Annotated in this window: 11 protein-coding genes and 3 pseudogenes; 2 read left to right on the top strand and 12 right to left on the bottom strand. The window is 42.6% G+C overall.

Features of this window, described 5'->3' with window-relative positions:
• From ACLFKQ_RS02375 to dps, 7 genes and pseudogenes are all read right to left on the bottom strand, one after another.
• Positions 1–189: pseudogene (locus tag ACLFKQ_RS02375) on the bottom strand (hypothetical protein); the annotation flags it as partial.
• 128 nt (positions 190–317) lie between these two features.
• The gene (locus tag ACLFKQ_RS02370) at positions 318–539 is read right to left on the bottom strand and encodes a hypothetical protein (RefSeq protein ID WP_448998308.1); all 222 of its coding nucleotides are present in this window, start codon (positions 537–539) and stop codon (positions 318–320) included.
• 112 nt (positions 540–651) lie between these two features.
• Positions 652–912, bottom strand: coding sequence for a DUF1830 domain-containing protein (locus ACLFKQ_RS02365; RefSeq protein ID WP_448998307.1), 261 nt, complete (start codon positions 910–912; stop codon positions 652–654).
• A gap of 159 nt (positions 913–1071) precedes the next feature.
• Positions 1072–1716 carry a hypothetical protein gene (locus tag ACLFKQ_RS02360; RefSeq protein ID WP_448999436.1) on the bottom strand — a complete coding sequence of 215 codons (645 nt, stop codon included), beginning with the start codon at positions 1714–1716 and terminating at the stop codon, positions 1072–1074.
• 685 nt (positions 1717–2401) lie between these two features.
• Positions 2402–4618, bottom strand: coding sequence for a catalase/peroxidase HPI (katG, locus tag ACLFKQ_RS02355; RefSeq protein WP_448998306.1), 2217 nt, complete (start codon positions 4616–4618; stop codon positions 2402–2404).
• Positions 4619–4899: 281 nt separating this feature from the next.
• The gene (locus tag ACLFKQ_RS02350; RefSeq protein WP_448998305.1) at positions 4900–5358 is read right to left on the bottom strand and encodes a Fur family transcriptional regulator; all 459 of its coding nucleotides are present in this window, start codon (positions 5356–5358) and stop codon (positions 4900–4902) included.
• A gap of 61 nt (positions 5359–5419) precedes the next feature.
• Positions 5420–5977 carry a DNA starvation/stationary phase protection protein Dps gene (dps, locus tag ACLFKQ_RS02345; protein ID WP_448998304.1) on the bottom strand — a complete coding sequence of 186 codons (558 nt, stop codon included), beginning with the start codon at positions 5975–5977 and terminating at the stop codon, positions 5420–5422.
• 316 nt (positions 5978–6293) lie between these two features.
• Between dps and ACLFKQ_RS02340 the strand changes: the two are divergent.
• Together ACLFKQ_RS02340 and ACLFKQ_RS02335 are read left to right on the top strand one after the other, a co-directional pair.
• Positions 6294–6476 (top strand): annotated as a pseudogene (locus ACLFKQ_RS02340) (ISAzo13-like element transposase-related protein); the annotation flags it as partial.
• Between the two features lie 746 nt (positions 6477–7222).
• Positions 7223–8638, top strand: coding sequence for a tyrosine phenol-lyase (locus ACLFKQ_RS02335; RefSeq protein WP_448998303.1), 1416 nt, complete (start codon positions 7223–7225; stop codon positions 8636–8638).
• A gap of 247 nt (positions 8639–8885) precedes the next feature.
• Here the strand turns inward: ACLFKQ_RS02335 and ACLFKQ_RS02330 are convergent, their stop codons facing one another.
• The 5 genes and pseudogenes from ACLFKQ_RS02330 to ACLFKQ_RS02310 form a co-directional block, all read right to left on the bottom strand.
• Entirely contained in the window at positions 8886–9065 is a 180-nt protein-coding gene (locus ACLFKQ_RS02330) for a hypothetical protein (protein ID WP_448998302.1), read from the bottom strand.
• A gap of 445 nt (positions 9066–9510) precedes the next feature.
• Positions 9511–10326 carry a hypothetical protein gene (locus ACLFKQ_RS02325; RefSeq protein WP_448998301.1) on the bottom strand — a complete coding sequence of 272 codons (816 nt, stop codon included), beginning with the start codon at positions 10324–10326 and terminating at the stop codon, positions 9511–9513.
• Between the two features lie 113 nt (positions 10327–10439).
• Positions 10440–10949, bottom strand: a complete 510-nt coding sequence (locus ACLFKQ_RS02320) for a DUF1993 domain-containing protein (RefSeq protein ID WP_448998300.1) — start codon at positions 10947–10949, stop codon at positions 10440–10442.
• Between the two features lie 129 nt (positions 10950–11078).
• A pseudogene (locus ACLFKQ_RS02315) lies at positions 11079–11360 on the bottom strand (transposase); the annotation flags it as partial.
• 1425 nt (positions 11361–12785) lie between these two features.
• Positions 12786–12929 carry a hypothetical protein gene (locus ACLFKQ_RS02310; protein WP_448998299.1) on the bottom strand — a complete coding sequence of 48 codons (144 nt, stop codon included), beginning with the start codon at positions 12927–12929 and terminating at the stop codon, positions 12786–12788.
• Positions 12930–13439 lie beyond the last annotated feature (510 nt).

Below are 13439 nucleotides of genomic sequence, written 5' to 3'. Positions count from 1 at the left end.
GGCTATCGAACAAGCAGGACAATTGCCTTTAACTTCGACATTTAAGATTTCACAGTGTCCCCAACGATGACCTTCTAACTGAAAATGACGACAGAAACAACATTTATAGTTATGATTGCTCTCCGATTGCTTAACTTGTACTTTGATTAAATGCTTTGGCGATCGAGAACGATAAGATTCTAATTCCAATCTAAGCTGAGATTGGAGCGTAGACCAGCTCAACTATGAGTAAATTGCCAAGTCTCGATGGAAAAAACCCATTATCTAGTCCAAACTTGAGACTTGTAGGCAAATATATTAATAACTAGGCTAAAGCTCTACTTACTAATTTCTTCTGTCGCACGACTGGACATATTTTCTTTAAGGTGTTTGTCATGTTGCCGTTCGCGAGCTACTGATTCTCCAGCTTGCTCGTCGGTTATTTCTTTCATCTGAGTTTCAACTTCTTCGACGGCACGGCCTAACATATTATCTTTCAAATGTTCTCTGTGCTGTCTTTCTTTGGCCATTAATTTGCGAGTTTCATCTTGAGTGCTCATAATTGCTGCTGCTGGATTAAGTAAAAAACAACTACTAAGCTTATGTTATCCGCTCTTGATAAAAAGCGAGGTTAAAAGTAGTTAAAGATACAGAAAATAGTTTTCTTGTGTCTTAAAGATTGGATTTAATTGGCGCATGGCTTTGCAATTGTTGACAAGGAATTGAAGCGAACAAGGATGTCTCGCCAGCTATTTGAATAAAGATTTTTAATTCACTTGTTTTAGGAGCATCAAATAACAGTTTTTCGTAGGGAAAAATGACCTTTTCGAACTTAGGATTCTCTGGAATTTTGGCGACTTGAATCTGAGAAGTAAGATTGATATAAGCACAAAGCAGTGTTCGATCTTGAGGATTAGAATAACTAGTAAGCATCTACTCAAAGATTGTTGGACATGATGTTTAACAGCTAATTATAAAAGGGCTAGGATTCCAGTCACAATAGGCTAAATCTAATCTTAAAGCTCTATTATTTAGTTCTTTATCTAATCGCCAAGAAGTCAACTTTTACTTATTTTTGATAATGATTTGGCTCTAAGGATCGTAAGCATCAGAAAAAGCTTGTTTAACTCCCTTAGTTGATAAATAATTGGCTTCGGTCCAGCTAGTTTCTTTATCGATTGACCAAGCTATTTCGCCACCTTTTCTGGTTCCCGCTCGGGCAAAGATAAACCCCGCATCAGTAAATTCTTCTCCGTAGTTGGTAATGGTCTTCTGATTTAGTCCCAAGAGCTCGGCTACTTCTTTGGTCGAAAGTAGCCAGCCTTTCTCATAAGCTTCTTCTAATTCTCTTAAATAATTCAAGCGACTGCAGTTGCTAGGAACTAACCTTTTAACCACCGCTTCAATTACATTTACTAATACCGAAGGTTGAAGCGAAATTGTCGGTTCGTCTTTGTAAGCTGTATCTCTTGGATTATCCTCAGATAGTTCGGTAGTTGTTGTAGTTATTAAATGAGAATTAGAATCTCGAAGTTCGAGAAACTCATTGGTGGTTCCTCCTCTTTTGAGGTGAGCGTGTAATCCATCGAGTAACTGTAATTGGGCAGAGGTAATAAAAGCTTTGCGACCTTGTTTGACCGATTCAATCTTTAAGTCCTTAAGTCGGTTATAAAGGTTGGAACGAGCGATGCCGTAACGCGAGGGCAGTTGGGATAGAGGAATTAAGTCTACTTCCATCATCGATTTGTCAAGGACAGTCCTGGAAGAAACTGCATCTAATTTTTAGCACATTCTCGGATTAAAAGAAAAAAGTTTTAGGCAGAAAATGCTTGACTTTAAATTACCGATAGTCGCTGATAATTCTAATTGCTTTTTTGCCTACTTCAAGAGCTTTAGGGACGTGTAATACAGCTCGCTTGGTTGATAGATTGAACCATCACAGAAAGCCAGGGCATATTGGTAGCATTTTCCCGGAGTGTAGTAAACCATCAGGATAGCTCCATTAATACTAATTAAATATTTAATCTTCATGATCGCCTGCTGGTTTAGTCATACAAGATTGAGTGTTGTTCTACTTTTTACTTTAGAAGTTTTTGACTAAAAGAACAGTATTCTGGCTCACTTACGCTTCTGCCGATTGCGTTTACGAGAGGCTTTAGCAATATTACGTCGCTTTTTCTCCTTAGCTTTTTTAGCAGGAGAAAGTCGGTCAAAATCGCAGATAGAACTTAAAAATTGATTTGTGGCCCAAGGACAGAATAATAAGCTAGTGATAGCCCCCCTCCCCGGTTGGCTTGAAATTGGCGACGATTGAAAAATAAATTGGACGGCAAGCGCGTTATTCTTGGTTCGCTTGCTACGCAAACGCCGAAGAGGCTGAAGCAAAGACTTCAGCCTACCAGCAGGATAACCCTTACTGAATTTAGCTACTCAAAACCGAGTGTTTCAGGTCGAAGCGATCGAGGTTCATCACCTTATCCCACGCTGCTACAAAGTCATGCACGAATTTCTGCTGCGAGTCTTCACAGCCGTAGACTTCCGCGATCGCTCGCAGCTGAGAGTTTGAACCGAAAATGAGGTCAACACGGGTGCCGGTCCACTTGAGAGCGCCTGTTTGACGATCACTTCCCTCGAACACGTATTCCCCGTCAGAGACTGCCTTCCACGTCGTGCCCAGATCGAGCAGGTTCAAGAAGAAGTCATTGGTCAAAGTCTCTGGTTGCTTGGTGAAGACACCATGCTGAGATCCTCCAAAGTTCGCACCCAGGACACGCATACCACCAATGAGCACCGTCATCTCAGGGGCAGTCAGCGTCAGCAACTGCGCCCGATCCACCAGCAGCTCCTCTGCCGATAAGGTATGTTCTCCTCTAAGGTAGTTGCGGAACCCGTCTGCGGTGGGTTCGAGGACGGCGAAAGATTCCACATCTGTCTGCTCTTGTGAGGCATCCATACGTCCCGGTCTAAAGGGAACTGTAATATCGTATCCGGCTTTTTTAGACGCTTGTTCGACGCCCGTGCAACCGCCCAGAACTATCAGATCGGCGAGCGAAACCCGTTTTCCGCCAGACTGCGAGTCGTTAAACTCTTTTTGAATCTTCTCTAAAGTTTGCAGCACAGTTGCTAGCTGCTCCGGCTGATTGACTTCCCAATCCTTTTGTGGTGCGAGACGAAGACGTCCCCCATTCGCTCCACCGCGCATGTCAGAGCCACGGAAGGTCACTGCCGACGCCCATGCAGTCGAAACAAGTTGGGACACTGACAGCCCCGAAGCGAGAATTTTGTTCTTGAGATCGGCAATGTCTTGCTCATCGATTAATTCATGATTGACTGCGGGGATGGGGTCTTGCCACAAGAACTCTTCTTCGGGAACCTCTGGACCGAGATAGCGCGCTCGCGGTCCCATGTCGCGATGGATCAGTTTGAACCAAGCCTTGGCGAAGGCTTCGGCAAACTCATCTGGATTATCGTGGTAACGCCGCGCGATTGGCTCGTAGATGGGATCCATCTTCATGGCCATATCCGCCGTGGTCATCATCGGGGCGTGCCGTTTCGACGGATCGTGCGCGTCGGGCACCGTATCCGCGCCAGCCCCGTCTTTGGGCTTCCATTGCCATGCGCCAGCGGGACTCTTGGTTAGCTCCCAGTCATATTTGAACAGGGTTTCGAGATAGCTGTTGTCCCACTTCGTCGGCGTGGGGGTCCAGGCACCTTCGATACCGCTGGTAATCGCATCAACACCTACACCAGTGTTGAAGGTGCTCTTCCAGCCGAGTCCCTGCTCCACGATGCTCGCACCCCCTGGATCGGCTCCTACGTGCGCCGCATCGCCCGCACCATGACATTTGCCGAAAGTATGCCCACCAGCGGTGAGGGCGACGGTTTCCTCATCGTTCATCGCCATCCGACCAAAGGTTTCCCGAATATCGCGTCCTGCGCCAATCGGATCTGGCTCGCCATCTGGTCCTTCTGGGTTCACGTAAATTAGTCCCATCTGAACGGCGGCAAGAGGGTTCTGAAGCACGCGGTCGCCACTGTAACGCTCGTTGCCGAGCCAGGTTTTTTCAGAACCCCAGTAGATGTCTTCTTCCGACTCCCAGACATCCTCGCGCCCACCAGCGAAGCCAATGGTTTTGAAGCCCATTGACTCTAGAGCGCAGTTACCTGCGAAGACAATAAGGTCGGCCCACGAGATCTTCTTGCCGTATTTCTTTTTAATTGGCCACAGCAACATGCGCGCCTTGTCGAGGTTGGCATTGTCGGGCCAGCTGTTGAGGGGTTCAAACCGCTGGCTACCGGAACCCGCGCCGCCGCGACCGTCACCAATGCGGTAGGTGCCTGCACTGTGCCAAGCCATCCGAATAAAGAGCGGTCCGTAGTGTCCGTAGTCGGCTGGCCACCAGTCTTGTGACATGGTCATTAGCTCTAATAGGTCTGCCCTTAGGGCAGCTAAGTCAAGGCTCTTAAACTCCTCAGCGTAATTGAACGACTCACCCATGGGATTGGACTGAGGCGAGTGCTGGTGGAGTATCCTCAGGTTCAACTGATTCGGCCACCAGTCTCGGTTTGAGGTGCCACCGCCTGCTGTAAATTTCTGAGACCCGCCGTGGATAAACGGGCATTTACCTTCGCTACTCATAATTTTCTCCATTTAAATAAATCTCGTAACTCCTAGCTGTAATTTTTTGCTTAGACAGGACTTACCCACTTCAGCATTGTCAAGCTTGATTTACCGTTGAGAACTCATTGCTCAAATAACGAAATTTCGTTCAACTGCGTAAGTCCTGCTTAGAATAATTTGTCTTTTATGTTTGAAACTGAACTCGATCGAGTCAGTCGGCATAGCCATGCTGATGACAATCTCTAGCAATTGAATTTTTAAATTGGATCGTTGCCTTTTAGAGAACTGAAGCTCTGGTTCTAAGATTTTTGATAGCCGAAAAAATCAAGCCGGTAGTCCACAATTTGAATACCAGTCTGTTGCTCTACTTCCTGCATGACCTTGTCGATTGAAGATTTGGGTAAATTGACCTTAACATCCAGAATTTTTTCCGTGTCCAAACATTTCACGTGAGCGTGAGAATCACCTACTTTGCTATATAAATGTCCCTTTGAACTGGGAATACTTTCTAGCAAGCCTAGAGCGGATAACGCAGCTATATTTTGGTAAATCGCCGTTAGGCTTACAGCCGAAGAATGTTGATTGAGACGAACATAAATTTCTTTAGCTGAAAGATGTTCGTCTGTCTGCCACAGTAATTCTAAAACTCGATAACGCTGTTTGCTAATTCGTATCCCCGAAGTTCGACACAGAGTTAAAGCATCCTCTAATGATTGTAAGGATGTAGAAGCTTTAGTTTTCTTGTCGGCGTTGTACACTTTTTACCAGCTATAAACATCAAAAATGAGTGAAATTACCAAAATATAGTCTTTTTATTACTTATCCTTCGAATAGGCAATGCTTTTGCAGATGTGCTTCTAAATACCAGAGATATTTATCCGCAGTACGAGATATTTCTGTGTAAATATCTGATGTATCTCTATCTCCTAAATCGGAGGTTTGCGCGCTCGCCGTTCTTACTGACTTGGCATAGACTGCTAAACGCTGTGCTAACTCGGTTAAATGATCTTTACCATCGGAAACTTTCAGGGAATATTCTGGAATTCTAGACTTTTGAGCTGCATTACGAACCGTTCCTACTGCTACTAAACCTAAAGCTGTAGCTCTTTCAGCTACTAGATCGATGTATTCTTCAAGTTTAATAGCAATTTCCTCGAATAGTTGATGTAACTGATAGAAATTCATGCCTTTGACATTCCAATGCGCCTGCTTGAACTGCATTTTTAGGTCGAGCGTATCTGCTAGCGTCTGGTTAAGAATCTCGCCTATTTGAGTTCTAACCTGCTGGGGAATGTCAATCCGAGTTGGATATGATGTCAACCTTTTATCTTCTTCTGCAAAAACATATCTCTTTGTTGGCTGAATAGTACTTGTCATTGATTTTCTCCTTAGAGCGAAAAACTTTTCTTGGCTCTTCTCGATCGCTCTACAGAGATTTTTTCCAGCAATTCCTCATACCATTTGGGCTATCTAGCGGTCGAGAGGATAAAAAAGATGCTCATCACCAACTAGAAAAAAGTAAGTCCTAACCTAGCTACTGCCGAATGCATGTAAGAGATACCAAATCTTTAGTTATAAAACTGTACTAAATTAAAGTTGTTATGAGTTTCTATAATCATCATATTCATTATGAGTTTGACTTGACGATATCTTTAATAAATCTACAAACAGCATCGTCAAGTTAGGAACCGAAATATACGATTTAATTTCGAACACTACTACTCATACAGGACTAAAGGTCAATGCAGCTTTAGATGAAGGTCAATACCCGACTGGGATTAAAGTTAGTGACCAACAGTTCGATTCAATTGAGATAGAGAGAGAGCTTTTTCATGGTGAGTGGAATTACAAAATCTTCCCTTCACCATCGCTTTAATTGTTCAAGTTGTTTTTTCTAGGTTCCAAAGTCAGCGAACGAAAAGCTAAAACTTATTGTTTGAAGTCAAAAATTTCTTTAGTTACTCAGATAGACTTTCTAGTTAATTCAAATGTAATTTAAAACTTTTGATTAGTTAATTTTTATTAAAAGATATTTATTGAGTATTAAATCTTTCATTTGATAGATGCTTTAGGTATTATGCAGCTATTAAATTGATAAATTTATCAGCTAAAATCCTAAGATAAATAGAATATATAGTAGTTCTTTATAAAAAAATAAGTAGTTTTCACTGATGACTATTTGCATTGAGTTGAGTGATAGTAGAAATCTGAACTGGTCAAACTGATTGGTAGGTCATCTCATTGGTTTTTTCCTTTTAGCTTTTTCACTTATTAGCTCCTCGTGTTGGTTCAAGCCATTCAAGCCAATTGGGAGGATGATTTTTATCTAAATCGATCTTGAGTTTTCATAGTCTTAGTCTTCGTTTAATCTTGAGTTTAATCTTGCTAGTTAAATCGATCGTATCGTTTCCTTGTTAGGGAGTGCCCGCCAATTGCGGGCTTTACTTTCCAATTGCGGGCTTTACTTTGTTTAAAAAGGTGTTAGTGCTTTGTTTAGATCGGCTTCAAACTTAGCTGTATGTAGTTAGGTAAAATGTATAGCGTTCATTTAGTGAATTAATATTAGCCTTACGCCATCTTGAAAAATTGGGATAAAATTCAATCAATTACGGGTGCAAGAGCATGAGCGATTCAATCTTCAAAACAATGGGTGAGCAGTTTGGCCGTCGTTCCTGGGCCGAACCTTGGAAAATTAAGATGGTAGAACCGTTACGCATTTGCAGCCGAAAACAACGAGAACAAGCTTTGGCTACTGCTGGCTACAATACTTTCCTCTTACGCTCGGAAGAAGTTTACATAGATCTCCTTACTGATAGCGGTACGAGTGCCATGAGTACTAATCAATGGGCTGGTATGATTTTAGGTGATGAAGCTTATGCTGGCAGTAGCAACTTCTATCATCTAGAAGCGGCAGTGCAAAACTACTATGGCTACCGCTACGTAGTGCCTACTCATCAAGGGCGGGGAGCTGAACACCTAATCAGTAAAGCTGTAATCCAACCAGGTCAATATATTCCTGGTAACATGTATTTTACTACCACACGCCTGCACCAAGAACTAGCTGGGGCAAGTTTTGTCGATGTGATTATTGAAGAGGCTCACGCTCCTAGCAATCTACATCCTTTCAAGGGCAACATAGATTTAATTAAATTAGAGCAATTAATTGCGAGAGTAGGCGCTGAAAATATTGCCTATATCAGTTTAGCCGGAACAGTCAATATGGCTGGTGGACAGCCAGTGAGTATGGCTAACCTCAAGGCATTACGAGAACTGTGCACTCGCTATGGAATCTCGATCTATCTGGATGCTACCCGTATGGTTGAAAATGCCTTTTTTATTCAAGAACGGGAAGAAGGCTATAGCGAGAAGTCGATTGCTGAGATTCTTAAGGAGTTTTGTAGTTATACTGATGGTGCTTGGATGAGTGCCAAAAAAGATAGCTTAGTTAATATCGGCGGTTGGTTAGCGGTCAATGATAGCGAGCTGTTTGAAACTCTTCGTAATCTAGTTGTTGTCTATGAAGGGCTGCATACATACGGAGGGATGGCGGGACGGGATATGGAAGCTTTAGCAATCGGCATCACTGAGTCGGTCAATGAAGATTATATAAGAGCTCGCATTGGGCAAGTGCGATATTTAGGGGATATACTAAACTCTTGGCAAATACCGATTGTTCAGCCTATAGGTGGTCATGCAATTTTCCTGGATGCCAAGAAGTTCTATCCGCATATTCCCCAAGAAAGATTTCCTGCCCAAACCTTAGCTGCTCAACTCTACTTGGATTCAGGGGTTAGGGCTATGGAACGAGGTATTGTTAGTGCCGGACGCGAGCCTCAAACTGGCGACAATCGCCAACCAGCTTTAGAATTGACGCGCCTAGCAATTCCCCGACGAGTCTACACTCAGGCGCACATGGACGTAGTTGCTGAAGCAGTTAAGACAGTGTATAGTACCCGCGAGCAAACTCAAGGTTTGAAAATGGTCTACGAGCCAAAGTATTTACGATTTTTTCAAGCTCGTTTTGAACCTTTAAACTGATGATCTTTAATATATTTATTCGAGAGTTCGTGCTAAGTTAAACGGCTGCAAATCAGTTCAAACTCAGCAATAAAGATTTCGTCGGAGAACAGCCGGTAAAAGTATCCTCGACGTTTGTCTTTGCTTCTCATATCAGCTACCTAAATGTATTCTTTCCTACTCTCCTTCAGGTGATTGAGAGATAAAAAGCAGCTCAGCATTAAATTCCAAGCTGTCAAGCACTGTCTTGGCATCAGACCAGTAAGCATCAGCCATTGTTTTCGATTAAACCGCCAGAACCAGTTACAAATGCCTCTAATTCAGCGACCGTATTAGTTCCATCTGGAAGGAAAATATGAACTTCAGCTCTGTCCATTAGAGTACTTTGTGGTTTAAAAGTAAAAAATACTCCGACACCTTCACTACTGCCAGTGCTAAATACCTCCATTGTCTTAGGATACTGAGCCGTAACCGGAATGCCGTTGGCGGTCTCATCATAGGTTTGAAGACTTACTGGGGTTTTGGCTACTAAACCTGGAGCCAGCAGCGCTGAATTATATGGCTCTCTAGAGTATTTAAAACTCAGGTATCCAAATATAGGAAATTAGCTAGCCATCTTTTACAGGGTCAAGAAGTGCAGTTTATTAGTAGGCTTACTTGGTTTCCAAAAGCGAACCATAGTGCACTTATCGGGTAATTTCAGACCAACACGATGGCTTAATTGTTCACGGCTTTATTCCAGAAGAATATGTGGAAAAAGCACGTCAGGATACTGAATTTTAGTATGCTTATTTGGTAGAGAAATCATAAGAAGATTGTCCGTTTTAAGAAGTAACAAATAATGACTAGTTCTATTGCAAATTGTTCTAGCACTATCTTGACGCTTCACACGGTCAAACCGATACAATGATTATGTCTTCTGGCAGAGTAGTCATTCTGATTTTGTCTCCATTCACTTCGATAAGGTCATCAAATCCCGTGCTTTTACCTTCGGAAACGATGAATACTCGTTCTTCGCGCAGAGAGTTTAAATATCCTATGAACTCGTTGAGACTTTCTGGGTTTGCGACATCCGAATCCCGACTGTACGTATCGAGTCGTCGCCAGAGCTTTGGAAAGATTGGCGGCATTGTTTCTAGAGAATTTCGTCCTGAATAGGTCGCCCCGGTATTGGTCGCATCCTCAGACCAAACATTTTTACCGCTAGCACGAGCACTCACAGCTTCGTCTGCCATTGCTCTGCGGAGATCGAAAAACAGTGTATCGTAGAACAGAGGGTACGCATGACCTCTAGACAACTGCTTAAAGTTGACACTCTCTTTCATGCGGTCAACATCAAGGAAGATGCTAGCACCGTCTTGCTCTGTCGCATTACCAGCATAAACGAAGCATATAGGTCTGCCGTTAGGCCCGATTTGTGTACTTAAAATGTGACCACGTGCTGTACCAGTACCGCTGGGAACGCCACATAGTTCGAGATTACTGGATGTAGCATTGGAAGAAAAAGGAGCGGCCGCCCTCGACTCCATTGTGTCGATTCCTTCATATCGTAGTTGAATGGTACCATTCTGTGAATTGACTCTTGGTGGTCGCCCACGTCGAGGCAACAAAAAAAGAGGAGTCGGATTGTCAGGACGAAACCTTATCGAATCTCCATCGGGTCTGCCAGCATCGGGGACAAACTCGCCAGCAGTAAGTATAAACGGCATCGCTTTCTCCAATTCAAAAAGTTCGTTATGAGAATAATATTATGTTGTTTGAGTAGCAAAGCTAGATCCTGTAAATACAAGTTTGTTTTTCTACTAACTATACGATTCATGCCTCATGCCTTCTTAATAAGTGGCACCAGGTGCATCATGTAATCTCGTTTTCCAATGGATACACCTGCCATGCGAAGAATGTCGTAAGTCGTGACTAGGTGAAAGTAGAAGTTTGGAATCAGAAAGTCATTTACATAGGCGTTACCAGACATCTCGATGTAGAGATCCTGTATGTCGATGCGCGTAACCTCATTTAGCTTTTCATCTTCGACTTTAATGCCCGAAAGAAGTCCTTGAGTATTTGCTATATGTTCGTATGCCAGGGTAAGAGATGTGACTTCTGGATCTAGATTATCCATTGGTTTGCCGTCGCACCACAAAGCCAAGTTGCGTGGTTGATTGCAGGTAAAAGCAATCTGTGTACCAAGGGGAAGCATATCAGCTATAATCCGCTTCTGGAGAAACGACTCACTACCACTGAAATGAGACTGAGCCGATTTTAAGAGGTGTTCTAGAGTCGTTAGACGACTTTGAAAGATACCTTTAATCGAATCTATATTTTGACTTGGCATTTTTATAACTCCTTGAGATTTAACTGTAGTTTATTGCCCATTTAACACACCAACTATTAAATGTCAACTACCTTGGGTTCTTGCGAACTTTTGGCGATCTAGGTGCGATCGCGATAATGCCAGCCAGGACTATTGAGCCATGATGAAGCGTTTGCTGAGTAACTCTAAACCAGCTCGTCCATACATTTGCCGCTTTAGCATCTTTAATCGATTGTTCAATCCTTCGACTGGACCGTTACTCACCTTTAACATCATACTCGCCTTGACGGCAGCATAATCATCAACAAGTCCTTCGGCAAACGTTTGAAAGAGTTGAAGCGAACTTGTCAGTGCTTTCATCAGCCAAGACTCAAAACCATCTGCTTGTTGCTGACGCAGCAGTTGTAAAAACTCATCGGCTAATTCGACGGCGATTGGCTCTGCCAGTGCGCTACGCGCAATCGCCAACTCTCGATGTTGTGCGAATAACTGATACTGCTGACGAACGTTACAAAAGACACGTCAAAGCCAACAAAATCGTTGGATATCTAACGTGTTTATAGCATTTTAAGCTTCGATGTTAAGTTAATCAGCAGTATCAGTCTCTATACAGTATCTTTATTTTGTCAAGTACAATTTATACAAAATAGCTGCGATTACCCTGCTCAAAAGGTAATTCAAATTTTTCTGGAGTAATGAGCGACTGGTCAGATTTACGGTACATTTGTTCTTGCTGATGGAATACAAAGTGCAAGGGTCTTTTACGAGTTTTAAGGCTTTTTCGCCCTTTTCTCCTCACTTTTTTCTGCACCAAAAATCCTTGTAACCTTCTTTAGCTCAACTATTCAAACTTATTCAGCAAACCCTATATAAGGGATTATTTTCTACTTGACAAATACAGCAAGTCTTTTTATCCAAATTGTAAAATCATTAAGATTTGGGGGAAACATATATGGGTAAACATTTAACTACTGAATAAGAATAAACTATGTCCAAAGATTATAAGACTGAAGCATTTGACTACATACACCATATTGCACTCAAAGCTCAAAACAAATGCGAAGAACCAATTCCTAAAATAATCAAAATCCTCCACAACCAGATGTTCCACTTACTGATGGCGAAGATATTGTCTCCACAATTGTGAACCCTAAAAAACTAACCAAACAATTGACCAACCAAATAGAATTAGCCAAGAAAGCTACTCGGGATTAACTCGAGTAGCTTTTATATAAAGCTCCAGGTTGTCCCTGAAGCTGCTTCGATCTTCTTTTAGACTCGCTTAAGAAGATTCTACCTGGATGTTTTATAGGTGCGAGCCCTAAAAAATCACTAATTTCCGTAGTTATACGGAGTGATTTAACCGGTTTAAATGAGGTAAGATTTCCGCGACCTTCCAAAATCTAACTATGGAATATTTACCAAGGATTTGTTTTAAGTTCGATAAGTATCCATATATCAATCAGCTTTTAGTAGACCAACCTGATTTATACGTCGAGATGAATACCAAGGCGCTCTACAACATTTTTGTCGCTTGTGGGTACCCCGAGCCAGTTTATCGCTGGGTTCTCGACAAACAAGTAAAACTCTTTTGCGAGGGTTTAGAAGTAGCTGTGTTTAATCGAGAAGACCTCGAAAGCGGTCTGGTGAAAGTTACTTTTGGAGTTCAATTCCCCAAGCCAAATTCAAAAATCTCAAAAATCTAATTCTCTGGCTGGATGTAAATACACTAGTTCGGCCGATTTGGTCGACAAATGCCAAGAGAATAAATAATATACCTGCAACTCCGATAATCGTAGAAAAAGGAGTATCTTTTAGTACACTAAGCGCACTAATTATTCCATCTATCATTATTTATTAGTTCGCCTCGAGTACTCGTTTAGAGCTTTCTGGGTCGTTGACGAGCTCCCTGAGTACTTGCCGCTTGGCAACTTGAAGTGACAACCAACCGGTAAATAAGTAAGCCATACAAAGCATAGCGATAATAGTTGTAGTAACCACGGCTATCCTTGCTCATCAATGATTGTTAGGACTCATCAATCATATGTTTGATTGGTTTGATAGTCTGTGATTTAGCTCAATAGTCAAAATTTTGGCTACGATCGCTTAGATAGATCTCAAATGGGTTCTATAGGCTAAACAATGATTTATCGACTAGCGAGAAACGTCAAAATAGAGAAATTACGGAGACAATCTCGGGTGTAATTAACATCAACTAGTTTCAAGCGCCCACCTGACTGCCCGCTCGTGTTCATGGTACTCGCGCCGTTCATTCTAATATACTTCTGCGCCTCCTGGACAATGGCAATAGCCAAGGGGCTGGTCAAGCTAGCGCAAGCAGCTACTGACATCTTGACCGCCCAAAACACGAACTATACCTTAACGCCGATGTTCTATCGAGTCAAGGCAGTATTGGTCGGCGGCTAGTAGCTGTCCACAGAAAAAACTAATAAAATCGTTTGGCTGCTCGTAATTCCCCGTCTCTCGTTTGGTCGCGGCTATGAGAGACAC

The organism is Myxosarcina sp. GI1(2024), from assembly GCF_053543375.1.
Note: the sequence above shows the minus strand (reverse complement) of the source record. Positions and strands in the feature narration are given on the sequence as shown.